The 25361-nt window shown below is 67.3% G+C and carries 22 protein-coding genes; 11 read left to right on the forward strand and 11 right to left on the reverse strand.

All coding sequences use genetic code 11. The annotated features are described in order from the left end of the window. Positions 1 to 35 precede the first annotated feature (35 nt). Positions 36 to 1397 carry an MATE family efflux transporter gene (locus RND78_RS14540; protein ID WP_312729707.1) on the reverse strand — a complete coding sequence of 454 codons (1362 nt, stop codon included), beginning with the start codon at positions 1395 to 1397 and terminating at the stop codon, positions 36 to 38. 129 nt (positions 1398 to 1526) lie between these two features. On the opposite strand from RND78_RS14540, the gene pdxB reads away from it, so the two are divergent. Next, the gene (pdxB, locus tag RND78_RS14545) at positions 1527 to 2690 is read left to right on the forward strand and encodes a 4-phosphoerythronate dehydrogenase PdxB (RefSeq protein ID WP_312729709.1); all 1164 of its coding nucleotides are present in this window, start codon (positions 1527 to 1529) and stop codon (positions 2688 to 2690) included. 75 nt (positions 2691 to 2765) lie between these two features. Here pdxB and RND78_RS14550 read toward each other — a convergent pair whose 3' ends face one another. Together RND78_RS14550 and RND78_RS14555 are read right to left on the reverse strand one after the other, a co-directional pair. Next, positions 2766 to 3047 carry a pyrimidine/purine nucleoside phosphorylase gene (locus RND78_RS14550; protein ID WP_295460390.1) on the reverse strand — a complete coding sequence of 94 codons (282 nt, stop codon included), beginning with the start codon at positions 3045 to 3047 and terminating at the stop codon, positions 2766 to 2768. 75 nt (positions 3048 to 3122) lie between these two features. Beyond that, the gene (locus RND78_RS14555) at positions 3123 to 3680 is read right to left on the reverse strand and encodes an exonuclease domain-containing protein (RefSeq protein WP_312729716.1); all 558 of its coding nucleotides are present in this window, start codon (positions 3678 to 3680) and stop codon (positions 3123 to 3125) included. Positions 3681 to 3864: 184 nt separating this feature from the next. Here RND78_RS14555 and RND78_RS14560 point away from each other — a divergent pair, with 184 nt between their 5' ends. Together RND78_RS14560 and RND78_RS14565 are read left to right on the forward strand one after the other, a co-directional pair. After that, positions 3865 to 4119, forward strand: coding sequence for a YkgJ family cysteine cluster protein (locus RND78_RS14560; RefSeq protein WP_312729718.1), 255 nt, complete (start codon positions 3865 to 3867; stop codon positions 4117 to 4119). A 51-nt stretch (positions 4120 to 4170) separates the two neighbouring features. Beyond that, positions 4171 to 4770, forward strand: a complete 600-nt coding sequence (locus tag RND78_RS14565; RefSeq protein ID WP_312729719.1) for an START domain-containing protein — start codon at positions 4171 to 4173, stop codon at positions 4768 to 4770. Between the two features lie 164 nt (positions 4771 to 4934). On the opposite strand, the gene msrQ is transcribed toward RND78_RS14565, so the two are convergent. Together msrQ and msrP are read right to left on the reverse strand one after the other, a co-directional pair. After that, complete coding sequence (msrQ, locus tag RND78_RS14570) at positions 4935 to 5546, reverse strand: protein-methionine-sulfoxide reductase heme-binding subunit MsrQ (protein WP_312729720.1); 612 nt, start codon at positions 5544 to 5546, stop codon at positions 4935 to 4937. Further along, positions 5546 to 6556, reverse strand: coding sequence for a protein-methionine-sulfoxide reductase catalytic subunit MsrP (msrP, locus tag RND78_RS14575; RefSeq protein ID WP_312729721.1), 1011 nt, complete (start codon positions 6554 to 6556; stop codon positions 5546 to 5548). The genes msrQ and msrP overlap by 1 nt, the downstream gene beginning before the upstream one ends. Before the next feature lie 211 nt (positions 6557 to 6767). Here msrP and RND78_RS14580 point away from each other — a divergent pair, with 211 nt between their 5' ends. Further along, positions 6768 to 8465: a dihydroxyacetone kinase family protein gene (locus RND78_RS14580; RefSeq protein WP_312729722.1), complete on the forward strand. Its 1698-nt coding sequence runs from the start codon at positions 6768 to 6770 to the stop codon at positions 8463 to 8465. A 405-nt stretch (positions 8466 to 8870) separates the two neighbouring features. Here the strand turns inward: RND78_RS14580 and RND78_RS14585 are convergent, their stop codons facing one another. The 3 genes from RND78_RS14585 to speB form a co-directional block, all read right to left on the reverse strand. Then, positions 8871 to 10475, reverse strand: coding sequence for a 5-guanidino-2-oxopentanoate decarboxylase (locus RND78_RS14585; protein ID WP_312729723.1), 1605 nt, complete (start codon positions 10473 to 10475; stop codon positions 8871 to 8873). Positions 10476 to 10499: 24 nt separating this feature from the next. Beyond that, positions 10500 to 12002, reverse strand: coding sequence for a cytosine permease (locus RND78_RS14590; protein ID WP_312729725.1), 1503 nt, complete (start codon positions 12000 to 12002; stop codon positions 10500 to 10502). 140 nt (positions 12003 to 12142) lie between these two features. Continuing rightward, positions 12143 to 13093 carry an agmatinase gene (gene speB / locus RND78_RS14595; protein ID WP_312729726.1) on the reverse strand — a complete coding sequence of 317 codons (951 nt, stop codon included), beginning with the start codon at positions 13091 to 13093 and terminating at the stop codon, positions 12143 to 12145. A gap of 136 nt (positions 13094 to 13229) precedes the next feature. Here speB and RND78_RS14600 point away from each other — a divergent pair, with 136 nt between their 5' ends. The 4 genes from RND78_RS14600 (at position 13230) to RND78_RS14615 (ending at position 16711) form a co-directional block, all read left to right on the forward strand. Further along, on the forward strand, positions 13230 to 14129 hold the full coding sequence (locus RND78_RS14600) for a LysR family transcriptional regulator (protein ID WP_059232487.1): 900 nt from the start codon (positions 13230 to 13232) through the stop codon (positions 14127 to 14129). A 108-nt stretch (positions 14130 to 14237) separates the two neighbouring features. Then, a complete protein-coding gene (locus RND78_RS14605; RefSeq protein WP_312729730.1) occupies positions 14238 to 15803 on the forward strand; it encodes a PAS domain-containing methyl-accepting chemotaxis protein in 1566 nt (521 codons plus the stop codon). Between the two features lie 62 nt (positions 15804 to 15865). Then, positions 15866 to 16477 (forward strand): tRNA-uridine aminocarboxypropyltransferase, encoded by a 612-nt coding sequence (locus tag RND78_RS14610; protein ID WP_312729732.1) that lies wholly within the window; start codon positions 15866 to 15868, stop codon positions 16475 to 16477. A gap of 57 nt (positions 16478 to 16534) precedes the next feature. Further along, positions 16535 to 16711 (forward strand): hypothetical protein, encoded by a 177-nt coding sequence (locus RND78_RS14615; RefSeq protein ID WP_312729734.1) that lies wholly within the window; start codon positions 16535 to 16537, stop codon positions 16709 to 16711. A gap of 69 nt (positions 16712 to 16780) precedes the next feature. Here RND78_RS14615 and RND78_RS14620 read toward each other — a convergent pair whose 3' ends face one another. Both RND78_RS14620 and RND78_RS14625 read right to left on the reverse strand, forming a co-directional pair. Then, the gene (locus RND78_RS14620) at positions 16781 to 17179 is read right to left on the reverse strand and encodes a YbaN family protein (RefSeq protein WP_312729738.1); all 399 of its coding nucleotides are present in this window, start codon (positions 17177 to 17179) and stop codon (positions 16781 to 16783) included. A gap of 3 nt (positions 17180 to 17182) precedes the next feature. Further along, complete coding sequence (locus RND78_RS14625) at positions 17183 to 17767, reverse strand: YecA family protein (RefSeq protein ID WP_312729740.1); 585 nt, start codon at positions 17765 to 17767, stop codon at positions 17183 to 17185. A gap of 162 nt (positions 17768 to 17929) precedes the next feature. Between RND78_RS14625 and recQ the strand changes: the two genes are divergently transcribed. The 3 genes from recQ (at position 17930) to RND78_RS14640 (ending at position 22982) form a co-directional block, all read left to right on the forward strand. Further along, positions 17930 to 20068 (forward strand): DNA helicase RecQ, encoded by a 2139-nt coding sequence (recQ, locus tag RND78_RS14630; protein WP_312729742.1) that lies wholly within the window; start codon positions 17930 to 17932, stop codon positions 20066 to 20068. A 73-nt stretch (positions 20069 to 20141) separates the two neighbouring features. Then, complete coding sequence (locus RND78_RS14635; RefSeq protein ID WP_017641756.1) at positions 20142 to 20576, forward strand: MarR family transcriptional regulator; 435 nt, start codon at positions 20142 to 20144, stop codon at positions 20574 to 20576. 237 nt (positions 20577 to 20813) lie between these two features. Beyond that, positions 20814 to 22982 carry a LysM peptidoglycan-binding domain-containing protein gene (locus RND78_RS14640; protein WP_312729747.1) on the forward strand — a complete coding sequence of 723 codons (2169 nt, stop codon included), beginning with the start codon at positions 20814 to 20816 and terminating at the stop codon, positions 22980 to 22982. 111 nt (positions 22983 to 23093) lie between these two features. Here the strand turns inward: RND78_RS14640 and RND78_RS14645 are convergent, their stop codons facing one another. Beyond that, positions 23094 to 25292: a patatin-like phospholipase family protein gene (locus tag RND78_RS14645; RefSeq protein ID WP_312729839.1), complete on the reverse strand. Its 2199-nt coding sequence runs from the start codon at positions 25290 to 25292 to the stop codon at positions 23094 to 23096. Between the last annotated feature and the right edge of the window lie 69 nt (positions 25293 to 25361).

The following is a 25361-nucleotide window of genomic DNA, read 5'->3' on the forward strand; positions in this document are numbered from 1 at the left end:
GTCCGACGAGGCGGGCAGTGTAACAAGGCCGCGTACTAGGCGCGGTGGATGCGTCGACGGGCACTACGCGCCAGGCGCACCGCGAGCAGGATGGCGGCGCAGGTCAGGCCCAGCACCAGTCCCTGCCACAGGCCGGCCGGCCCGCGCGGTGCACCGAACCAGTCGCTCAAACCCAGCGCCCAGCCCACCGGCAGCCCCACGCCCCAATAGGCCAGCAGGGTGATGATCATGGTCGCGCGGGTATCCTGGTAGCCACGCAGGGCACCGGCGGCGGTGACCTGGATGGCGTCGGAGAACTGGAAGATGCCGGCGAATACCAGCAGCGAGGCCGCCAGCTGGATCACCGCCAGGTCCTGGGAATAGAGCCCGGCGATGAAGGTGCGCGCGGTCAGCATCAGGGTGCAGGAAACGCAGGCGCAGAGCAGTCCCGCGGCCATGCCGACCCCGGCGGCGAAGCGTGCCTCCCGGGGTTCGCCGCGCCCTAGCGCCTGGCTGACCCGTACCGTCACCGCCATGCCCAGTGCCAGGGGGACCATGAACACCAGGCCGGAAAAGTTGAGCGCTACCTGGTGTCCGGCGACGACCGTGGGGCCCAGCTCGCCGATCAGCAGGGCGACCACGGAAAAGATGCTGGATTCGGCGAACACCGCGATGCCGATGGGCACGCCGATGGCGAGCAGGGCGCGCAGCGTCGGCCCGTGGGGACGCTCGAAGCGGGCGAAGAGGGCGCAGGGGCGATAGCGCTCGGTGCGGACGATCGCCAGCATGGCCAGCAGCATCGCCCACATCACCGTGCCGGAAGCGAAGCCACAGCCGGCGCCGCCCAGGGCCGGCACGCCCAGGTGGCCGTGGATGAAAATCCAGTTCAGCGGTACGTTGAGCGCCAGGCCCGCGAGGCCCACCAGCATGGCCGGGCGGGTGCGTCCCAGGCCATCGCTGAAGCAGCGCAGCACATAATAGAAGGCCGTCGCGGGCAGGCCCATGGCAATGCCCTTGAGATAAAGCAGGGTCGGGCCGATCAACTGGGGATCGACGTGCATGGCCACCAGCAGGGGGCGGGCGTTGAGCAGCATCAGGCTGGCGGCGAGGCCGCAGCCCAGGGCCAGCCACAGCGCCTGGCGGACCAGCGGGCCGATCTCTCCGATGCGCCCGCCGCCATGGCGTTCGGCGACCTTGGGCGTGGTGGCCAGCAGGATACCGGTCATCAGCAGGAACACCGGAATCCACACCGAGTTGCCCAGGGCGACGGCGGCTAGGTCCAGCGGTCCGACGCGACCGGCCATGACGGCGTCGACGAAGCCCATGGCCGAATGGGAGAGCTGGGCGATGACGATGGGCGCCGCCAGGGACAGCAGGGCGCCGAATTCACGTCTGATGCGGGGCAGGGAGGCAGTCACTTGATCGTTCGGTCAGCTTCGGGGCCGCTAGTCTAGTCCTCATGGCTATCCTGGCAACCCTCGCGGCGATCGTTGCCTGCCGTGATTGGCCTGCTAAAGTGCCGGTCCCCCGACCCCGAGTGCCCAGGCATGCACATCCTCGCCGACGAAAACATTCCATTGCTGGACGCCTTCTTCGCTCCCCATGCAACGCTGGAGCGCCTGCCGGGCAGGGCCTTCGATCACGCCGCCGTGAGCCGCGCCGATGCCCTGCTGGTCCGCTCCATCACGCCGGTGGACGAGGCTCTGCTGAAGGATTCGCCGGTACGCTTCGTCGGCACCTGCACCATAGGCACCGATCACCTCGATCTCGACTATCTCGAACGCAGCGGCATCCGCTGGAGCAACGCCCCCGGTTGCAATGCCCAGGGCGTGGTGGACTGGGTGCTCGGCGCCTTGCTGGCCCTGGCCGACGGTGCGAGCGCCGACCTGGCGCGGCGTACCTACGGCATCGTCGGTGCCGGCCAGGTCGGGGGGCGCCTGGCCGAGGTGCTGCGTGGCCTGGGCTGGCCGGTGCTGGTCTGTGATCCACCACGGCAGGTCGCAGAGCAAGGCGATTTCCACCACCTCGACGAGCTGATCGAATGCTGCGACGTGCTCTGCCTGCACACCCCCTTGATCCGAGACGGCGACCACCGCACCCTGCACCTGTTCGACGCCGCGCGCCTGGCCAGCCTGCGTCCAGGTACCTGGCTGCTCAATGCCTGCCGGGGCGAGGTGGTCGACAACGCCGCCCTGCGCGCTCATCTGGAGAGCGGCGCCGAGCTGGCGGTGGCGCTGGATGTCTGGGAGGGCGAACCGGGTATCGATCCCGAGCTGGCCACGCTGTGCCAGATCGCGACGCCCCATATCGCCGGGCACAGTTTGGAAGGCAAATGGCGTGGGACGGCGCAGATCTACCAGGCGTTCTGTGCCTGGGCCGGCATGACGCCGCGGCTTACCCTGGCTGAATTGCTGCCGCCACAACAACTGGAGCGCTTGGTTTTCGGCAAGGAGGTACCGGAGGCGACCGCCCTCAAGCGCGTCTGCCGGGCGGTCTACGATCCGCGCGACGACGATGCGGCGCTACGCGCGACCCTCGGCCTGCCGGCCCTGGCGCGTGCCCAGGCGTTCGACGCCCTGCGCAAGGGCTATCCCATGCGTCGGGAGATTCCGGGGCTGGTACTCGAAGGGACGGGCATGGCTCGGCTGGCGAGTGCCCTGGGGTGCGACTGGCGACATGGCGACGGCTCCGACAGCGGGGTCGTCGTTTAGGACCGAGGCGAAGAGGAAGCGTTCAGGCGGGCCAGCGGACTCCCGCCAGCCGGCCGAACGACGGGAAGCGCGGACTCAGTGGTATTCGCAGAGGTAGGCGGTATCTTCCGCGACCTTGAGCTGGAACTTGGCGTTGGCCGGCACGGTGAACTGGCTGCCCGCGGCGAAGGTTTCCCAGCTCTCGCTGCCCGGCAGCTTGACGGTCAGGGCGCCGGCTACCACATGCATGACTTCCAGCTGGCTGGTGCCAAACTCGTATTCGCCGGGTGCCATCACGCCCAGGGTGGCGGGTTTGGACTTGAGGCTGAAGGCGATGGATTTGACGGTGCCGTCGAAGTATTCGTTGACCTTGAACATCGGATTTCCTTGTGCGAGAGCGGTTAGAACCGTCTGCGAGTATGCCCAAGGCCGTCCCCCGCTGTCACCGGTTCGTCATGCCTGGCGCGCGAAGGCCGCCAGGCTCGCCGGCAGCAGCTTGGCGGTGTTGCGGGCATCGGTCTCGGCGCGGTGCAGCACCCCGGTGAAGGCCAGTCCTGCCGACTCCAGAGCGGCGGTGAGCCCCAGCGGCTTGGTCAGGCCGCGCGCCTTGGCGAAGGTCTGCCGGAGGTTGCGGTGCGGGACGCGTGCCAGATGGGTGTGCAGGTCGTGCTCGCGCCAGGCCCGTTCCAGCAGCCGGCGGTCGAAGTCACCCCAGCTGCACCAGCCGGCCAGGGTGGTTTCGTAGGCGCTCAGCCAGGTTTCGAAGAAAATCCAGGTGTCTTCCAGGTGCTCGGCGGCATCGACGTCCGCTTGGCTGATGTGGGTGAGTTCGCGGCAGAAGGGCGTGAGCAGCGGCAGGCGGCGCGGCTGGACGAAGCTCTGGTAGCGATCCAGCTCCTGGCCCTCGGCGTCCACCATCACCGCGCCGATCTCGATGATTTCCATCAGCTCTATCGGCCAGCCGCCTTCGTCGGTGGTCGCTTCCAGGTCCAGCACCAACCAATGCTTCATCGTCACGTCCTCGGCCGGCCGCCTCGTTCATCGCAGATATGACGGTGGAAAACGCTCGGCGTTGCGTAGCAGCGTACGAGCGGACGTTACCTTCATGACCCGATAGTGACATCTGGTCACGATTCGCTTGTGAGACCCCCGCCTTGCTCTTAAGCTCTAGTCCTCTTTCCCGCGAGTTTCACCCATGGAGTGCCGTCCGGGTTGTGGCGCCTGTTGCATCGCGCCGTCGATCTCCTCACCACTGCCGCGCATGCCCCAGGGCAAGCCGTCCGGCGTGCGCTGTGCCCATCTGGACGCTACCAACAGTTGCGACCTCTTCGGCTCGTCGCTGCGCCCTGCCGTCTGCGGTGACTTCCTGGCCGAGCTGGCCTTCTGCGGTACCAGCAGCGCCGAAGCCATGGCCATCCTCTTGCGCCTCGAGGGTGAAACCGCCGCCTGATTCCGATTGCCGCTAACGCTCTCCGACAACCACAACAACAAGGGACGTCCCATGCTCAAGCCGCTTCGCTCCATCCTCGCCCTGACCCTGCTCGCAGCCACCGGCCTGGCCCAGGCCGAGGACTGGCAGCTCGCCAAGCAGGAAGACGGCATCCAGGTCTACACCCGTGCCGTACCCGGCTCCAAGTACAAGGCCTATCGCGGCGTGGTCCAGATCAAGGTCGATCCCGCCGTCATCGCCAAGCTGCAGGACGATCCGGTGGGCTCGTGCAAGTGGATCTTCCGCTGCCAGTCGCTGCAGGTGCTCAAGCGCCAGGACAACCAGGCCTGGACCTATATGCGCATCGACATGCCCTGGCCGGTGACCGCCCGCGACGTGGTGCTGCACGTGACCGAGCAGAAGACTCCCGATGGTGGCTTCACCCGTGTCCTCGAAGGCCAGCCGGACTACCGCCCCGCCGCCGACGGCTATGTGCGGGTAGCGAGCTTCCAGGGCCAGTGGCGCGTGGTGCCGAGGAATGGTGGCTCGGAAGTGACCTACGAGGCCCAGAGCGAGCCGGGTGGCAGCGTGCCATCCTGGTTGGCCAACAGCTTCGTGGTGGATGCGCCGCTCAATACCTTGAAAGGTCTGCGCCAGGCCGCGCAGCGCTAGGCGGGTCCGGTGACTGCGAGGACCGGACTCCGATGGAGTTCGGTCCTCGATAATACCACCCCGATAGGATTCAACGTCCCGCTCATGGCAGCTTGGGCTCCGTCCCGGTAATACCACCCCTGTGAGTGCAGTAGATCGTCACTCCCTGCCTCGCGGCATGTCGATCAAGGCGCCGGGGTAGTCGCCCTGTGACTCCGCTGCCGACGGCGCCAGCCGTCCACCACCCGGAAGGCCAGCAGCGCAGCACCGATAGTGGCATAGATCGCCCATTCCTCCAGATCCGAGCGCACGATCCAGAGGTAGTGCAGCAGGCCCAGGCCCAGCACCAGGTAGGCCAGCCGATGCAGCTCCTTCCAGCGTTTGCCCAGCCGCCGCATGGCCGGTCTGTTGGAGGTGACGGCCAGCGCCAGCATGATCAGCAGGGCCGCGGCGCCGACGATGATGTAGGGCCGGCGCTGCAATTCCACGCCCAGTTGCGACAGGTCGAAACCCAGCACGAAGGCCAGGTAGCCGAGGAAATGCAGCAGGGCGTAGGTGAAGGTCCAGAGCCCGAGCTGGCGACGGATCACCGGCCAGAGTCTCCAGCGAGTGAGGCGCGACAGTGGCGTGAGGCTCAGCGTCAGCAGGAGCAGCACCAGGGCGCCGGTGCCGAGCTTGTCCACCAGCGCCTTGCCCGGGTCCGGGCCGAGGGCGAAGATCCAGGCCTGGTACAGCCACCACAGCGGTGGGCAGAGCGCAGCGACGAACACCGCGCCGCGCCAGAGCAACAATCCCATCAGTAGTTTCTCCGCAGGTCCATGCCGGCGTAGAGCGAGGCCACTTCCTCGCCGTAGCCATTGAACATCAGCGTCGGCCGTACGTTGGGGCTGAACAGGCCGCTCGGTAGGCGGCGCTCGCGGGCCTGGCTCCAGCGTGGGTGATCCACTTCTGGATTGACGTTGGCATAGAAGCCGTATTCGTTGGGCGCCATGCCCTGCCAGGTGGTGCGTGGCTGCTCTTCCACCAGGCTGATGCGGACGATGGACTTGATGCCTTTGAAGCCGTACTTCCAGGGCACGATCAGCCGCAGCGGCGCACCGTTCTGGTTGGGCAGTACCCGGCCATACATGCCCACCGTCATCAGCGTCAGCGGATGCATGGCTTCATCCAGGCGCAGGCCCTCCACATAGGGCCAGTCCAGCAAGGCGAAGCTGGAGTTCATGCCGGGCATGTGCTTCGGGTCCTTGAGCGTCTCGAATCTCACGTAGCGCGCCTTGCCGGTGGGTTCGACGCGCTTGAGCAGGCTGGCCAGCGGGAAGCCGAGCCAGGGGATGACCATCGACCAGGCCTCCACGCACCTCATGCGGTAGATGCGCTCTTCCAGGGTGTCGGGGCCGAACAGATCTTCCAGGCCATAGGTGCCGGGCTTACCGACCTCGCCATCGACCACCACGCTCCAGGGCTGGGTGGGCAACTGGGCGGCGTGGGCGGCGGGGTCGCTCTTGTCCGGGCCGAATTCGTAGAAGTTGTTGTAGTGGGTGGCGTCCTTGAAGGGGGTGATGTCCTCGCCCTTGACCGTGGCCGCCTGCCAGCGGGTATCCGGCAGCTTGCGCTCGAACCAGTCCGGACCCTTCGCGGCCTCGACGTCGCCATAGGTGGAGGCCGCCGCCAGCGCCCAGCCGGGCAGGGCGGTGCCGGCGAGCAGGGCGCCGCTGGCACCGAGCAACTGGCGACGAGAGAGATAGACGGCTTCGGGGGTGATCTCCGACGCACGACAGGTGGAGCGCGGAACGATCTTGATCGGCATGTGAACCTCGACAGGGGCAGCGCGCACGGCGGCGCGGCGAACGATCAGCGTGAGACATCCCAGTCACGAAAAGCTTCCACGCGCTGACGATAGCCTGCCGTGACGGTCCGGCGGAAGGCCGTCGCGCTCTGGGTGGCGTTGCCCCAGCGGTCGACGGGCAGGTCCGGGACCCCGTGCCATACTGCAGAACCCTCGCCCTCAGGAGTGCCCGATGAAGAAGCTGATCAACAGCCCCACCGCGGTGGTGCGTGAATTGCTCGAAGGTCTGGTGAGCCTCGATCCCGCCCTGGCCTTGCTGGCCGACGAACAGGTCGTCTTGCGACATCCGCTGGCGACGGCCGCGGAGCGTCCGGTGGCGGTGATCTCTGGCGGAGGCAGTGGTCATGAACCAGCCCATGCCGGCTATGTCGGCGAAGGCATGCTGACTGCCGCGGTGGCCGGGGATGTCTTTACCTCCCCCAGCGTGGACGCCGTGCTGGCGGCAATCCGTGCTGTCGCAGGTCCTGCCGGGGCACTGCTGGTCGTGAAGAACTACACTGGCGATCGCCTCAACTTCGGCCTCGCCGCCGAGCTGGCTCGCAGCGAAGGCATTCCCGTGGAGACGGTGCTGGTGGCCGATGACGCCGCCCTGCGCCATACCGTGGCTCCCGAGAAGCGCCGTGGCATCGCCGGCACGGTGCTGATCCACAAGCTCGCGGGCGCTGCGGCGGCTGCGGGCCTGTCCCTGGGTGAGGTAGCCAGTTTCGCCCGGGTGGCAGGTGCCGAACTGCGCAGCATGGGTGTGGCGCTCGGCGCCTGCACCGTGCCGGCGGTAGGGCATCCAGGCTTCGAGCTGGCGGACGACGAGGTGGAATGGGGCCTGGGCATTCACGGCGAGCAGGGCGTCGAGCGTGGCCCCTGGCTGGGCGCCGATGCCACCGTGGCGCGGCTGCTGGATACCCTGATCGACGACGGCGGCTATCCCACTGGCACGCGCCTGGCGTTGCTGGTCAATGGACTGGGTGCGACGCCACCCCTGGAGCTCGCCCTGGTGGCAAGGGCGGCGCTGCTCGACCTGCGCCGGCGCGGATTCGTGGTGGAGCGGGCCTGGACCGGTACCTTTCTCAGTGCCCTGGACATGCCCGGCTGTTCGCTGTCCTTGTTGCCGGTGGACGAGGCGCGCCTGACGCTACTGGACGCCCCGACCCAGGCCCGGGCCTGGCCAGGCGACGGTCGATTGCCGGCAAAGCCCTGCCTGTTGCCCGCCCCTCAGGCGACGAGCGAGGCGGCGATCACTACGCCCGGTCCCCTAGCGGAGCACCTGCGTGAAGCAGCAGAGGCGGTGGTCGCCAGTCTACTGGCCAACGAAGCACGCCTGACCGAACTGGATAGCCGTGCGGGCGATGGCGACCTGGGTACCAGCCTGGCCCGCGGTGCCGAGGCCATCAAGGCCCTGCCGGCCACGACCTGGTACACCCCGGCCACGGCCCTCGCGGCCATGGGCCAGGCCCTGCGTCGGGCCATCGGCGGCAGCTCCGGGCCTTTCTATGCCTGCGCCCTGGTGCGCGCCGCTCAGGTGCTGGACGGCGTGGAACGTCCCACCCTGGCCCAGTGGGCCGAGGCCTTCGATCAGGGCGTCCAGGCCCTCGCCGAACTGGGCGGTGCCCAGCCGGGACAGCGCACCATGCTCGATGCGCTGAGACCTGCCGCGGATGCCTTGCACGCGGCCGCGCACGCCGGGTCACCACCCGCGCAGGCGCTCGCCACCGCGCTCGCTGCCGCCCGGAAGGGCGCCGAGTCCACCGCCGACATGATCCCGGCCCAAGGGCGTGCCAGCTACCTGGGCAACCGGGTGCTGGGCATTCCCGACGGCGGTGCGGTGGCCGTGGTCTGCTGGTTGGAGGCGCTGGAGCCGGTGATCGCCGCCTAGGCTCTATACGAAAGGTACCTACGCTCTCAGCGGATGACGTTCAACGGCAGGAGCCGCACCGGTGAAAAGGCAGCTGGCCGCTGCAGCGACCTAGCCTGGATGGACCGGCCGGAGCCGAGCCGCGTTCGAGCGCAGCGGGTGCGGTGTCGCCCCGGGAAAAACCCAGCGCAGCGGTGGCACCGGCGCCGCTTGCCGGCAGTCCACCGGCAGGTCTTCCATCCCTTCTGGAGACCGCCGATGTCCATCCTGCCGCGGTTGCCGGCCTTCGATTCTAGCCTACCAGGTGCCGACCCAGGACCTGCGCATCGACCTGGCGAATGCCGATGCGCCCCTCCAGTGGCCTGATCCTGAGCCAGGTCCAGCAGGTACAGCGGACTCGCAGTCCGGTCAGCTAGGCCAGGTCCGTCAGGCCGGGGCGAAGGGCGGTTCCTCGCGGATCTCGATCAGCAGCGGCCGGTCGTCCGGCGCCCTGGCGAGCAGCGCCTGCAGATGATCCAGATCGCGGGCGCGCTCGGCGACGCAGCCGAAGGCCCGCGCCAGGGCGAGGAAGTCCGGGGTGACCAGATCGACACCTAGCGGGGTGATGTCCCGGCGCTCCATGTAGCGGCGGATCTCGCCATAGCCGTGGTTGTTCCACAGCAGAATGACGACGCCGATCCGCGCCTCCACGGCGCTCGCCAGCTCGCTCAGGGTGAACAGCAGCCCGCCGTCGCCCACCAGACAGACCACCGGCCTCGTCGGTTCGGCCAGCCGGGCGCCCAGGGCAGCCGGCAGGCCATAACCCAGGGTGCCGTAGCCGGTGGAAGCATTGAACCAGCGGCGTGGCCCGTCCAGCTCCACCAGATGGTTGCCGGCGTAGACGGTCTGGGTAGAGTCGCCCACGTAGCGGGCATCGGGCAGGGCGCTTCGCACGCGGTCGAACAGCGCGCGAAAGTGCGTCCAGCCGACCAGTTCGGCGGCCAGGGCCGCCTGGGCCTGCGCGGTGCGCCGGGCGCCAGGGCTTGCCGGGTCGAGTTCACGGGCCGGCAGGCGTGCGAGCAGACCGCGTAGCGCTGCCTGGGCATCGCCCACCAGGCCCAGCCAGGGCTGGTGGTTGGCCACCAGCATGCGCGGGTCCAGGTCGATGCGGATCAGGTCGCCAGTCAGGCGGAAGCCGCCGTCGAAGACCACGTCATAGTCGGTCTCGCCCAGTTCCGTACCTACCGCCAGGATGACGTCCGCCTCGCGCGCCAGCGCGCGCACCGGCGGCAGCGCCTGGTTGCTGCCCAGCGCCAGAGGGTGGCCGGGCGGCAGCAGGCCCTTGGCATTGATGGTGGTGGCGGTGGGGGCGTCCAGTGCCGCAGCCAGGGCGCGTACTTCGGTAGCCGCCCGCTGGCAGCCGCCGCCGATCAGTAACAAGGGGCGCTCGGCGCTTCGCAGGCGCCCGGCGGCGCGGTCGAGCAGGGTGGCGGCCGGTTCCGGTCGCGCCAGGGTGGGCTTGGGCAGCACCTCCAGGTGCTCGGCCGACGCGGTGATGATGTCCAGCGGCAATTCCAGATGGACCGGCCGAGGCCGTTCGCCCTCGAACACCGCGAAGGCCCGGGCCAGCACCGCAGGCAGGCTGTCCACGTCCAGCAGGGTGTGGCTGAAGGCGGTCACCCCGGCGGTCAGGTTGCGCTGGTTGGGCAATTCATGGAGATAGCCGGCCCCGTGGCCGAGGCGGGTACGTTCGTTGACGCTGGAGATCACCAGCATGGGCACCGAATCGGCATAGGCCTGGGCCATGGCGGTGAGGCTGTTGGTCAGTCCCGGTCCGCTGATGACGAAGCATACCCCCGGGCGACCGCTGGCGCGGGCGTAGCCGTCGGCCATGAAGCCGGCGCCCTGTTCGTGGCGTGGGGTGACGTGGCGTATGCCGCTACCAGGCAGGCCCCGGTAGAGCTCTACGGTATGGACGCCGGGGATGCCGAAGACGGTATCCACGCCCCAGGCGGCCAGTTGGCGGACCAGGTATTCGCCACAGGTGGTCATGGGTTCGTTCTCCTTCGATGTGGATCAGGCGACGCCGGCGCCTTCCAGCGTTTGGCTAGCCGCCTGCCGAGGCCGCCGAGGACCAGCCGGGCCATAGACGGCAGCTGGCTCGGGGAACGCCAGCAGCAGCGCCAGATAGAGCAGGGCGGCGCTGCCCAGGCTCAGGGGCAGGCTCAGATCGATGCCGCCGGCCAGTTCCCCCAGCGGCCCGACGAACTGGCCGGGCAGGTTGACGAAGGCCAGGCCGAGCAGGGCGCTGGGAATCCAGGCGCCCATACCGCGCCAGTTCCAGCCATGGTGGAACCAGTAGCGCCCACCACGCTCGCCGCGGGTGAACACCTGGAGGTCGTCCGGGCAGTAGAAGCCGCGGCGCACCAGCAGCCCGAGAATCATGATCACCATCCAGGGCGTGGTGCAGGTCACGATCAGTACGGCGAAGGTGGAGACGCTCTGCACCAGGTTGAAGGCGAAGCGCCCGATGAAGATGAAGGCGATGGCCGCCAGGCCGATCAGCAGGGTCGCCCGCACCCGGGTCAGCAGCCGCGGCAGTACGCTGGAGAGATCCAGGCCGGTGCCATAGAGCGCCGTGGTCCCGGTGGAAAGGCCGCCGATCACCGCCAGCAGGCACACCGGCAGGAAGTACCAGGTGGGCGCGATGGCCAGCAGGCCACCGACGTAGTTGTTCTGGGCGATGTAGTCCGGTGCGCGCACCGCCACCAGGGAGGCGGTGGCCAGGCCGAACAGGAAGGGGATCAGGGTGGCGGCCTGGGCGGTGATCACCGCCAGCAGGATGCGCAGGCGTGGCGTCTGCCGGGGGATATAGCGTGACCAGTCGCCGAGGAAGGCGCCGAAGGACACCGGATTGCTCATGGCCACCAGGGCGGCGCCGACGAAGGCTGCCCAGAAGCCCGGCTGGCCCAGGTGCAGGCTGCCGGCGTAGCCGGCGTCGAAGCCTCCGGCGAAGGCCGGGATGCCCAGCAGGAACAGCAGGCTGGCGCTGACCACGGCGATCTTGTTGACCCACAGCATGAAGCGGAAGCCATAGAGACAGACCGTCAGCACCAGCACGGCGAACAGGCCATAGGCCAGGCCCAGGCTCAGGGCGTTCTCCGGCAACCCGACCAGGCGCTGGGCACCGCCCACCAGGGCATCGCCGGAACTCCATACCGACAGCGAGAAGAAGGCGATGGCGGTGAGCAAGGAGAGAAAGGAGCCGACGATGCGACCGTGCACGCCGAAATGGGCACCGGAGGAGACGGCGTTGTTGGTACCGTTGAGAGCACCGAACAAGCCCATGGGCGCCAGGATCAGGGCACCGCACAACACCCCGGCGACGATGGCCAGCACCCCGGCCTGGAACGACAGCCCGAACAGGATCGGAAAGCTGCCCAGTACGGCGGTGGCGAAGGTGTTCGCACCGCCGAAGATCAGGCGGAACAGGTCGAAGGGGGTAGCATGGCGTTCGTGAGCGGGGATCTGCTCTACGCCAAAGGTTTCGATACGGGTGATGCCGTCATGATGATCCATGGATGACGCCTCGACACGGTTATACGCGGGACAGGCCCGCGCTCTTGTTGTCGACGGACCAGGTAGCCCGTCGGGGTGTTCGGCAGGGAAGAGACAGCGGGTGGGCGAACTTCGTGGCGGGTCGCCGCACTTGTTGCAGCTCAGCGGTAGGCCACCCGAGGCAGCACGCAGAGCATCTCGTAGAGCAGGTTGGCACCGAGCAGGGCGGTGTTGCCGGAGGTGTCGTAGGGCGGCGAGACCTCTACCAGGTCGCAGCCCACCAGGTCGAGGCCGCGGCAGCCGCGGATGATCTCCAGCGCCTGGATGGTGGTCAGGCCGCCGATCTCCGGGGTGCCGGTGCCCGGCGCCCAGGCCGGGTCGATGCTGTCGATGTCGTAGGACAGATACACCGGCCCGCCCCCGACCCGTTCGCGCACCTCGGCCATCAGCGGCGCCAGGGAGTGGTGCCAGCATTCCTCGGCCTGCACCACACGGAAGCCCTGCTGGCGGCACCAGTCGAAGTCGTCGGCGGCGTAGCCCTGGGCACGCAGGCCGATCTGCACCACCCGGTCGCAGTCCAGCAGATCTTCCTCCACGGCACGGCGGAAGGTGGTGCCATGGGCGATCTTCTCGCCGAACATGTGCTCGTTGACGTCGGCGTGGGCATCCACGTGCACCAGGCCGACCTTGCCGTACTTCTTCTTCAGCGCACGCAGGATGGGCAGGGTCAGGGTGTGATCGCCACCCAGGGTGAGGGGAATGACACCATGCTCCAGCACCCGGTCGTAATGCTCCTCGATCAGGCGCACCGTATCCAGCAGATTGAAGGTGTTGATCGCCACATCGCCCAGGTCGGCGACGCTCAGCGAATCGAAGGGTGCCGCGCCCGTGGCCATGTTGTACGGACGGATCATCACCGACTCGCTGCGGATCTGCCGCGGGCCGAAGCGCGTTCCCGAGCGCAACGAGGTGCCGATGTCCAGCGGGATGCCGATGAAGGCAGCGTCCAGGCCGGCCGGCGAGGCCAGGTGAGGCAGGCGCAGCATGCTGGCGATGCCCCCGAAGCGGGGCATCTCGTTGCCGCCCAGCGGCTGGTGCAGGATCTTTTCCACGGGACATCCTCTTGGTTCTGATGGCCCGATTGTGCAAAGCCCGCGGCAGGCGAAGAATCGCCAAGGGCAAAAAATCACTTCAGAAATTTCTGAACCAATGGCTAGACTGCCGGGCCGTACCTGCCGGGAGTCCGCCATGGCCAACGCCCTCCACGATATTCGCCTGCTCAAGCTGTTCGCCTGCGTGGTGCGCCACCAGGGCTTCGCCGCGGCCCAGCAGGAACTGAATCTCTCCACCTCGGCCATCAGCACCTACATGAGCCAGTTGGAAGGGCAGCTCGGCGTCACCCTCTGCCATCGCGGCCGGGGTGGCTTCGCCCTCACCAGCAAGGGCGAGCTCTTCCACCAGGAAACCTTGCGTATCCTCGGCGAGATCGAAGGCTTCGAGCGCTACGCCACCACCCTTCGGGGCGAGCTCAGCGGTACCCTCAACCTGGGCGTGCTCGACTCCCTTTCCAGCGAGCCGGCGCTGCCACTGGCCGATGTGATCGGTAGCTACACCCACGACTATCCCGGCGTGCACCTGCACCTGGCGGTGACCAGCCCCTACGAGCTGCAGCTGGGCGTGCTGGAAGGACGCCTGGACCTGGCAGTGGGCGCCTTCTCCGCGCGCATGAATGGCGTGGTCTACCAGCCGCTGTATCGCGAGCAGCACTGGCTCTACTGCAGCGATCGGCATCCGCTGTTCCTGGAACGGCGCGTGCCCGCCGAGATCATCACCCGCCAGCGCATGGTGCGCCGCGGCTACTGGAGCCAGGCCGAACTCGCCCGCCACGGCTTCAAGGAAAGCGCCGCTACCGTGGAAAGCATGGAAGCCCAACTGGTGCTCATCCTCTCCGGCGCTTACATCGGCTACCTGCCGGAGCACTACGTCCACGCCTGGGTCGACCAGGGACGCCTCAAGGCACTACAGCCCGCCACCTTCGGCTACCAGGCGCCGTTCTCGCTGATCACCCGCCGGGGCAGGGGAAAGGAGCCGCTCATCCAGAGTTTTCAGCGAATTCTTAAAGCCCAGATGCAGGACGCCGATAGGTAGTCTGACGATAACCAAGCGGTAGACGTCATCACCTGTGCAGACACTGAGCCCCCATTGAAACGGCCCATCCGCACGGAGTAGATAACCAGACAAATAAGGCACCCCGCGATGCGCACGAATTTGCCGGTCACCCAGCAAGGCCGAACCTTCAAGGAAGAAGAGCGACTCATCTCCACCACCGACTTGCAGGGCAACATCACCTACTGCAACGAGGCGTTCGTCGCCATCAGTGGCTACACCCGGGAGGAGTTGATCGGCAGTCCGCACAATCTGGTGCGCCATCCCGACATGCCGCCGCCAGTGTTCGGCCACATGTGGGCCACCCTCAAGGACGGCAAGCCGTGGATGGGCATCGTCAAGAATCGCTGCAAGAACGGCGACTTCTACTGGGTCAGCGCCTATGTGACGCCCATCCTCGAACATGGCCGGGTGATCGGCTACGAATCCGTCCGCTCGCTGCCCAGCGCTGATGAAGTGCGGCGCGCCGGCGTGCTCTATGCCCGCATCAACGCCGGCAAGACTCCCGTACCCCTGACCCAACGCCTCGGCAGTGCGATCTCCGCCTGCTGGTCGACCGTGGCGGCTACCGGCGTCATCCTGGGCGGACACTTCCTGCTGGACGATACCACCCAGGCGGTAGTCATCGTCGCCGCCCTGCTGGGCATCAGCGCCCACCAGCTGTATCGCCAGCGGGCCAGCATCGAGCGCCTTCTCGCCGATCATCCCAAGATGTTCTCCAGCGCCGTGGTCGCGCCGACCTACAGCGACCAGTGCGGCGCTCCGGCCCGTCTGGATCTGGCTCTGCACAGCGAAGCCGCGCGGCTGCAGACCGCCTTGACCCGGCTGGCCGACGTCGGCGACAGCGTGCGCCTGAAGGCCCGTGAATCCTCTCAACTGGCGCAGTCCGAAGCCCAGTTGCTGGAACAGCAGCGCCACGAGACCGACCAGTCCGCTGCCGCCATCACCCAGATGACCTCCACCATCCACGAGGTCTCGCAGAACGTCCAGCAAACCGCCCAGGCGGCCTCCGATGCCGAGAGCCTGGTGCTCTCCGGCCGGGACAAGGCCGAGGAAAGCCTCAACTCCATGCGCGAACTGGGTACCGCCGTCAGCGATATCGGCCAGGCCGTGGGCGAACTGGCCAACTCGACCCAGAGCATCGGCAGCGTCGCCGACGTCATCACCGCCATTGCCGAGCAGACCAACCTGCTGGCGCTCAACGCCGCCATCGAGGCCGCGCGGGCCGGGGAGGCCGGGCGCGGGTTCGCCGTAGTGGCCGACGAGGTCCGTTCCCTGGCGTCCCGCACCCGGGAATCCACCGAGCAGATCCACCAGATCATCGCCAACCTGCAGGCCAACGCCGACCGCGCCGTCGCCACCGCCAGCCGCGGCGAAGAGACCTCGCGCCAGAGCGAGCGCCACTCCGCCGCCGTGCGCGAGTCCCTGGAAGGCATCAGCGAATCGGTCGGCCGCATCACCGCCATGAGCCAGCAGATGGCCACCGCCGTGGAAGAACAGAGCCACGTCTCGGAAGACATCAACCGGCAGATCAGCCGCATCGCCGAACTGTCCGACCACAGCTCGGCCCAGGCCCTGCGCGGTTCGGAGCTCAGCCGCGAACTCGAGGGCATGGCCGACTACCTGCACGACCTCACCGCACGCTTCAATCGCTGATTCTCCGGGCGGACGGCGGCGATCCGGTATGATCGCCGCCGTCTCTCGCCGCGGAAGTGCCGATGTCCCGTCCCGCCTGCGCCCGTTGCCAGCGCCCCGTGCCGCTGTGCCTCTGTGCACTGATCCCCCGTTTGCACAGCAGCACCCGGGTGCTGTTGCTGCAGCATCCCAGTGAGCGGCGCCACCCGCTCAATACCGCACGGCTGGCCGCGCTGGGGCTGGTCAACGCCCGGCTGGAGATCGGCGAGGAGTTCCCGGAACTGCCGCTCTGGCTGGAAGGCCAGGAGGCTCGCCTGTTGTTCCCGGGGCCGGCGGCGATCCGGCTCGACCGGCGGCCAGCCATCACAGCCCCAGACTTGCCGCAGCTGCTGGTTGTGCCTGACGGCACCTGGCGCAAGGCGCGGCGGCTGCTGCACGCCAATCCCGCTCTGGCGACACTGCCGAGGGTGACACTGCCGCCTGGGCCGCCGTCGCGCTATCGCGTCCGCAAGGCACCTGCGGCGGATGCCGTGTCGACGATCGAGGCGGTGGTGGCGGCGTTGAACATCCTGGACGCCCCGGCGCGCTTCGAGGCGCTGTTGGCTCCCTTCGAGGCCCTCATCGAAGGCCAGATAGCCGCCATGGGCGCGGAAACCTTTGCACGCAATCACGGCGCGCCAGAGCGGGGCGCCTAGGGAATTCACCGACGGTCTCGCCACTCTACCTAGGGTAGCCCGCAGAGGAGTCTCGCCATGCCCAGCTCTCCCGTCCGCCAGGACCTTGAATTCGCAACCCTTTCGGTCTTCGCCACGCCCCGTGCCGGTGGTGAACCTGACCAGCCCGATCCTGCGCCCATCCAGCCCGGCGAACCGGGCGAACCCACCATCCCCGACCAGCCGCCGCCCGCTCCCATGGCGGAAGCCGCCTAGGTTTTTTCCTGGCTGGTAAAGAAAAGGGGCGATCATCGATGATCGCCCCTTTTCTATGCTTGATCGGTCTCAGCGCCGCGTTTTCTGCCTGAGCAAATAGACGGTGACAGCGGCACAACTGGTGAAGGCCGCCACCCGCGCCCAGACATAGGGCACCAGCCAGCAGGAAAAGCCCACGCTGATCCACATGGCGACGATGGCGTAGACCTTGCCCTTGAGCGGTATGCCTTCACCCTCCAGGTAGGGCTTGACCCAGGGCCCCAGCCAGCGGTGGTTGATCAACCACAGATAGAAGCGCTCCGAGCTGCGCATGAAGCAGGCCGCGGCCAGCAGCAGGAAGGGCGTGGTGGGCAGCAGCGGCAAGAAGGCGCCGATGATGCCCAGGGCCACGCTCAGCCAGCCGACGCCCAGCAGCAGGTAGCGAACCCAGCCCTTCTTCTGGCGGGGTCTGGAGGTGGCTCCTTCCATCGCTCAGTGACGCGGCTTGAGCAGCGCCGGCTTCTCTTCCGGGGAATGACAGAGCAGGAACAGCTGGGTCAGCAGCTCCGGGATCTGCACCATCATGTCGGCGACCAGGCGACGGTCCTGGGCGATCTCGGCGAATTCGGGTTGTTCGTCGAACAGACCCGAGCCGACCATGATCGGCAGCAGCAGCTCGCTGACTTCGTCTTCCGCGTCTTCGAACCACACGGCCTCGCGGAGGAACACGCCTTCCATGAAACCGATGCACCAGCCGCGGAGCTCGGAGTCGTCCGGCTCGGGGCCGAGGTCCAGGTCGCAGGGCAGGTCGAGTTCTTCATCGCTGCCGAGGATGCGCAGGATATGAGCCTTGAGCTGTACCAGGGCCTGCTCGATGTCTTCCTGCTGGGCGGCATCGCGGTACTGCGGCGGCTCGGCGAAGAGGGCATCGATCCACTCGCGCTCGGGTACCTCTTCCGGGCAGATGGACAGGGCGGTCAGGTAGCCGTGGGCGGCTACGTAGTCGAGCGCTTCTTCGTGCAGATCGTCTGCATCGAGGAAATCGCGCAGACGGGTCAATTGTTCGGCGAAGGACATCGGCTACTTACCTCGGAAAGGATTCGAAAGGGCGGAACGGCGGGAATTGTAGACGAGCGCCAGGGTGACGTCGAACGCGTCGGCACCTGGTCGGCCGACGGAAAAGGCCAGCCGCAGCGAGCCCGGCATCCGTATAATGCCCCTTCGATTCGAGGAGGTTTCATGTCAGAACCCGCGCTGCGCATCCTAAAAGACGTTTTCGGCTACGATGCCTTCCGGGGCAACCAGGCCCGGATCATCGAGCGCGTGGCGAACGGTGGCGATGCGCTGGTGCTGATGCCTACCGGCGGCGGCAAGTCCCTCTGCTACCAGGTGCCAGCCTTGCTACGACCCGGCGTGGCCGTGGTGGTGTCGCCGCTGATCGCCCTGATGGACGACCAGGTCGCTACCCTTCTGGAACTAGGGGTGTCAGCTACCGCGCTCAACTCCACCATGACCGGCGAACAGCAGCGGTCCGTAGCCGCGCAGCTGGAGCGCGGCGAAATCAAGCTGCTCTATCTCGCGCCGGAACGCCTGGTCCAGCCCCGCATGCTGGACTTCCTCAAGCGCCTGCCGATCGCGCTGTTCGCCATCGACGAGGCCCATTGCGTGTCCCAGTGGGGGCATGACTTCCGCCCGGAATACATGCAGCTGGGTCAGTTGGCCGAGCACTTCCCCGGCGTGCCGCGCCTGGCGCTCACTGCCACCGCCGATTCCCGCACCCGGGAGGAGATGGCCACCCGGCTGCACCTGGAGCAGGCCGAGCGTTTTCTCTCCAGCTTCGATCGTCCCAACATCTTCTACCGCATCGTGCCCAAGGAAACGCCGCGCAAGCAGCTGCTGGCCTTTCTCGCCGAGCGCCGCGGCGATGCCGGCATCGTCTACTGCATGTCGCGCAAGAAGGTGGAGGAGGTGGCCGAGCAACTCAGCAATCAGGGCTTCCCGGCCTTGCCCTATCACGCCGGCCTGCCCAACGACGTGCGCGCTGCCAACCAGAAGCGCTTCCTCAACGAGGAAGGGCTGATCATGGTGGCCACCATCGCCTTCGGCATGGGCATCGACAAGCCCAACGTCCGCTTCGTCGCCCACCTCGACCTGCCCAAGAGCCTGGAGGCCTACTACCAGGAAACCGGTCGTTCCGGTCGTGACGGCCTGCCGGCCGATGCCTGGATGGCCTACGGCCTGCAGGACGTGCTGCTGCTGCGGCAGATGATGCAGAACTCCGAGGGCGACGAGCGTCACAAGCGCATCGAGCGCCACAAGCTCGAAGCCATGCTGGCGCTCTGCGAGGAAACCCGTTGCCGTCGCCAGGTCCTGCTGGCCTATTTCGATGAACACCTGCCGCAGCCCTGCGGCCATTGCGACAACTGCGTCGATACCGTCGAAACCTGGGATGCTACCGAACCCGCGCGCCAGGCGCTGTCGGCCATCTACCGCAGCGGTCAGCGCTACGGGGTGGGGCACCTGGTCGACATCCTGCTCGGTCGCGAGACTGAGAAGATCGTCAGCCTTGGCCACCAGCGCCTGGCAGTGTTCGGCCTGGGCAAGGCGCGTGGCGAAGATGAATGGCGCACCCTGTTCCGCCAACTGGTCGCCCGTGGCCTGGCCGAGGTGGACGTCGACGGCTTCGGCGGCCTGCGCCTGACCGAGAGCTGCCGCCCGCTGCTGCGTGGCGAGGTCAGCATCGAATTGCGCCGGGATCCCAAACCCCAGCGCGGCCGGGGCGCGAGCAGCGGGTCTTCCGCCAGCGCCGCCAGCCAGTTGGTACGCGCCGACGAGCGCGAGCAATGGGAGGTGTTGCGTACTCTCCGGCGCAAGCTGGCCGAAGAGCATTCGGTCCCGCCCTATGTCATCTTTCCCGATGCCACCTTGCTGGAGATGCTGCGTAGCCAGCCGCGTTCCCTCGATGAGATGAGCCGGGTCAGCGGCGTCGGGGCGCGCAAGCTCGAACGCTACGGTCAAGCCTTCCTCGACGCCCTGACCGGCGGCACGGCCGCGCCGGCCCCAGTGGCCGACGTCCGCCACGAGGTCCTGACCCTGGTCCGTGCCGGCATGACGCCGGAACAGGCCGCGCGCCAGCTCAATTGCTCGGAAAAGAATGTCTATGCGCTATTGGCCGAAGCCATCGCCCAGCAGCAGATCGCCCTGGAGCAGGCGCTGGACCTGCCCGAGGAGCTGCTGGCCGAGATCCAGGACGTCTTCCTCGAGGACGACGGCGAATTGCCGCCAGTGGCGCAGATCGCCAGTCGTTTCGACGGGCGGGTCGCCGTGGGCGCGCTCTACTGCGTGCGGGCCGCCCTGCAGGCGGAATTGGCCGACTAGCGAGGCGCAGCGGTTGCCCCCGCGTGCCTACAACCAGAATAATGAGAAAATCCAAGCACAAGGTTTAGCCTGAATGACTACCGATCCACACCTGTTCGGCCGCCAGATTTTTCATGTCTCCCGTGCTTGGCGGGCAGAGCTCGATCGCCGCCTGAGCCACCTGGGACTGTCCCAGGCGCGCTGGCAGGTGTTGCTGAACCTGGCACGGATGAAAGGCGTCCAGCCCACCCAGCGCGAACTCGCCCAGAGCATCAGCATCGAGGGGCCGACCCTGGCCCGCCTGCTGGATGGTCTCGAGAAGCAGGGCCTGGTGAAGCGGCTGGCAGTCACCGAAGACCGTCGCGCCAAACGCATCATGCTGACCCAGGAAGCCGGTCCGCTGATCGAGAAGATCGAAACCATCGCCGAAGCCCTGCGCAAGGAATTGCTCAGCGGCCTGGACGACGAGGAGATCGCCATTTGCCAGCAGGTACACCAACGCGTGCTCGCCAACCTGGAGCGCGGCTGACCACCGTTCGGCAGCACGCCGACTCTCCGCGCTACCGCCTATCCCATCCGCCGGCGCGGGTCAGGGCGTCTGGCACCGAGCCTGACGCGCTACCCTGCCGGGACGTCAATTTTCGTTCGCGACCGGCGGTTTGCCGTCTGTCGGTATCGATGCTACGTTCCAGCGTAGCGGGGGCGCTTTTTGTGAGCCACCGCGCTAAAACACCGGTTTCTTCGAATACCTGACGCAGCGGTATCCATGGTCGCGAAACGCCGTCCCCTTGCCTTGTTCATCCTGTCGGCCGCGATGCTGACCACTACTCCTCAAGCGGCGCTGGCGCTCGGCCTCGGTGGTATCACCCTGCAGTCTTCGCTCAACGAACCCCTGCGCGCACGGATCGAGCTGGTCAACATCGGCGATGCCGAGCCCGGGGACTTCCATATCCATCTGGCGCCCAACGATGCCTTCGCCCGGGCCGGCGTCGATCGTACCCAGTTCATGGACGACCTGGTCTTCACCCCCCACCTGCGTACCGCGGCCGGCAGCTACATCGAGGTCACCTCGCGGCGCTCGTTGGTCGAACCCTACCTGGGCTTCATCGTTCAGCTGGAGCAACCCGGCGGCAAGCAGTTGCGCGAATTCACCCTGCTGGTCGATCCGCCGCGCAGTGGGGGCGTGCCCACCAGCGTGGCCAGCACCGCACCGGCCCGCGCCGTTGCGCCGACCCGCACCACGGCGGCACCCGCCAAGCCGACGCCGCCCAGGGCGCCGGCCGCGACCCAGCCATCCGGGCTCGCGCCCACGCCCGGCCTCACTGCCGGTGCGGGCATCTATCAGACGCGTCCCAAGGACACCCTCTGGAGCATCGCCAAGCGGCTGGGGCCCATGGCCAACCGTTCGGCCGAGCAACTGATGGCCGATCTGTTCGCCCTCAACCCCGCCTCCTTTTCCAACAACGATCCACGGCGACTCAAGGCTGGCCAGGCCCTGCGACTACCGGCTGGCGTCAGCGAGCCCGTGGTCGAGCAACCCGTTGCGACCAAGCCCGCCCCCAGACCCGCTCCCGCGCCTGTGGCGACGCCGGCGCTGCCGGCCGCGCCAACCGCGAGTGCGCCCCCGCCTGCATCACCGCCGCCCGCGGTACCCGCCCCGGCGGCCTCCAGCGCGCCCAGCACTGCTGCGGCCGCGCCACCGCCTGCGGTAACCGGCGAAGATGCCAAGCCGCTGCTCGTCACCCAGGACCTGGGACGCCAGGTAGGGGACCTGGAAGGCCAGCTCAACCAGCTGCAGTCGCGCTACGACACCCTGCTGGAGCAGAAGGAAGCACTCATCGCCCAGCTGCAGCAGGAGCGCGATGGTCTGCAACAGCAACTGAAGCAGGCGCGTTCGGTAGCCTTGGTGCCGGCGGTCCCAGCCACCGCGCCCGTCGCGTCCGCGGCGCCGCCGAACCAGGTGGCCTCAACCGGGCCTGCGGCGAGTGCTGCCGAAGACGAGGGGCTGTTTTCCCTGCGCTCCCTGGTGCTGGTCGGTTCCGCGGCCATTCTGGCGCTGGCTGGCGTGCTCTGGTGGCGACGTCGGCGCACCGCTGAGGTCGTGGCGGTCGCTGAGGAGGAGGACGTCCAACCTGCCGAGCCGCTTCCTGCGCCGGTGCTGATGGCGACCCAGGCCGACTCCCTGCGACCGAAGGCCGTCGCTGCCGCGACTACGGCACCGGTCGACGACCATGCCGGGCGCGCGGAGATCTACATCGCCTACGGCCGCTACGGTCAGGCGCGGGAGGTGCTGGAAAGCGGTCTCGGCGAAGACGATCGCCGCCAGGACCTGCGTCTGCTGCTGCTGCGCGTGCTCGCCACCCTGGGCGAGGCCCAGGCGTTCAACCAGCACGAACAGCGATTCCTCGCCCTCGGTGGGGCAGCGGCCAGTCTCGCCGTCCTCCACGCCCAGTTTCCTGGAATCTCTGCCTCGCCGGTGGAGGAGCTGGAGGACGAAGACCTGGAACTACCCGACTTCGATGCTCCGGCCAGCGAGTGGTCCGCCGAGTTGCAGTTCCAGGAGCCAGCGCATCCGGCACCGGTGAGCGAGGAGCACTACGACCTGGACCTGGCCGATCTCAGCCTGGACGAAGCCATTGCCCTCACCGAAGAGCTGGATGCCGATTCCGGCTGGAAGCCGGTCGGCACCGCCGAGGTGGTGGTACAGGACGACTTCCCCGATGGCTTGGGCGAATTGCCGGCGGTCTTCGAGCTTGACCTGAGTCTCGACGAGCACTTCATGGACGACGACATCGCTCGTCGCTTCGCCGAAGCGGAAGTCTGCCTCGACCAGGGCAACGTCCACCAGGCGGCCTCGCTGCTGCAGGAAATCGTCAGCGAGGGAACCGATAGCCAGCGCGAACGCGCCGAGATCCTGCTGTCGCGCCTCGCCTGATAGCCTCGCCAAACCTCGTCCCAGCCAGGCGCACTCGAACGGCCTTGGCCCCTGGCGCGCACTGCTTGTGTCCCAGGGGGGCGCTCGTGTCTGCGGATCAGTAGATCGAGTTCAGAAGCTGTTACCCAGGTTGATGTAGAAGGCGTGCTGGCCCTGGTCGCTCAGGCCATAGGTGAACTTGAGCGGTCCCAATGGGGTGTCCAGGCCCAGGAACAGACTGGCGGCGCTGATGTTGCCGCTGTCATAGTCGTCGTCTCTGTTCCAGATCCGTCCCTGTTCCAGACTGCCGCCCAGGTAGACCGGTGTGTCCAGCGGGAACAGTGAGCGCTGGGTGAGCTGGTGGTAGTAGATCAGGCGCGCCAGGCCGTAGTTCTGCCCCGAGAGCGCGTCCTGCCTATAGCCGGAAAGCTGCCAGGCACCGCCCAGCAGGAAGCTACTGGTCACCACGTTGGTGTCGTTGTCGGTGGAGAGGGTACGACCCAGGCCGCCGCCGAGGACGAAGGTGTCGTAGCCGTAGCTGACGACCTTGTTCAGGTGCAGGTCCAGCTGGCGATAGCGGGAGTCCGAGCCCAGGGTGGGGTCGAACTGCTTGAGCGTCAGCGCCAGGTCCTGGCCTTCGCGGGGGAAGTTCACGTCGTCGAGGTCGTCGAAGGAATAGCGCAGCTCGTAGAAGCCCTCGGTGAAGGTTTCCTCCGGTGTGTCCCGCGGCCCGACATGAACCTTGGTGCTGCCCCAGTCATGGCCGATGCCCAGTCGCACCTCACCCTTGTTGCCGAGCTGCCGGCCCAGATTCAGGCCGAAGCCATAGCGCTCCCGCCGGTACTCCGCGATGGGGTCATTGCCTTCCAGTTGCTCGATGTTGCGCGCCTCGCCGCCGATGTAGGGGGCGATGAAGTAGCGTGAGCCCACGTCGAGGGGCTGATAGAACTCGCTGTAGAGTTCCTGATGATCGCCGATTTGCATCCGCGTCAGCCATTCGCCGCCCAGGCGGTTCAGGCCGTTGATGCGATAGCTGGCGCCGAAGTTGAAGGTACTGTCGCCGCGCAGGTCATCGGATAGATTGAGGCCGAGTCGCAGGAAGTCCGTGCCGCTGCGCTTGCCTCGGGCGTAGATCACCAGCACGTTGTCGCCCGGACCGTCGCGGCGCACCCGATACTCCACCTGGTCGAAGTAGTCCAGGCCGTAGAGGGTGCTCATGTCGTCTTGCAGGCGGTCTACGTTCAGGGGTTCGCCCAGGCGCTGCCGGATGTAGTGGCGGATCACTTCATCCTCCACCTTGGAGTCGTTCTCGATGCGAATGGCGTCGATGATCGGCGTGCGATTGTCGGGCAGGCGGGACGCCGCCACCGCCGAGGCACGCCCGTCCCGCGGCCCCCGGCGCAGGGCGGCCAATTCGCCGGCCATGGCCATGGTGGCACGATAGCCCGCATCGATCAGCGCCCGCACCTCCGAGAAGTCGGCGCTGGTATAGCTGGCCAGTGGTGGCTGGATGAGCAGGTCGCCCTTGCCCAGGGTAGCCAGCTGGGCCTCGGAATTGTTGCGGGTCATCAGCGTGGTGGACTGGTTGAGCACGTCCAGTACCGTCGTCAAATCCTTGCGCTTGAGCAGGGGCGTACCGATGTCGACCACCACGACACGTTGCGCGCCCATGGCGCGCGCCACATCGATGGGAATGTTGTCGACCATGCCGCCATCCACCAGCAGGCGGCCGTCGATTTCCACCGGGGCGAACACCGCCGGGATCGACATGCTGGCGCGAATGGCACGCGGCAGATGGCCATGGTCGAAGACCACCTTCTCACCGGTGGTGATGTCCGTCGCCACGGCGCGGAAGGGGATGGCCAACTGATTGAAATCCCGGGTATCGCTGGTATGGACGAACAGCTTCTCCAGTGTCATCCCCAGGTTCTGTCCCTGGATCACCCCGATGGGCAGGCCCAGGGTGCCGTCGTCGCGGAAGCTGAGCTTCTGCTTGACCAGGAAATCGCGGTCATCCTGCTTGCGCCGGAACGGCACGTCCTTGCGCGGCGGCTGGTCCGACAGCACCTGTGCCCAGTCCATCTCCAGGGCGATGCGCTCCAGTTCCTCTGCGCTGTAGCCGGCGGCATAGAGTCCGCCGATCACCGCGCCCATGCTGGTGCCCGCGATGGCGTCGACCTGGATGCCTTGCTCTTCCAAGGCCTTGAGCACGCCAATGTGCGCCAGGCCCCGCGCCGCGCCGCCGGACAGCACCAGGCCTACCTTAGGCGGTTCGGCACTCCAGCACAGGGCAGGCAGGAGAAAACAGGCTACCAGCAGCAACAGGCGCATAAGGTCGGACCACATGGCGGATGGGATCGAGGGCTGCGTATTATAGGGAGCCAAGGTTTCAGGGGTGCA

The sequence above is a fragment of the Pseudomonas oryzihabitans genome, from assembly GCF_032027545.1.
GTDB classification, from domain to species: domain Bacteria; phylum Pseudomonadota; class Gammaproteobacteria; order Pseudomonadales; family Pseudomonadaceae; genus Chryseomonas; species Chryseomonas oryzihabitans_F.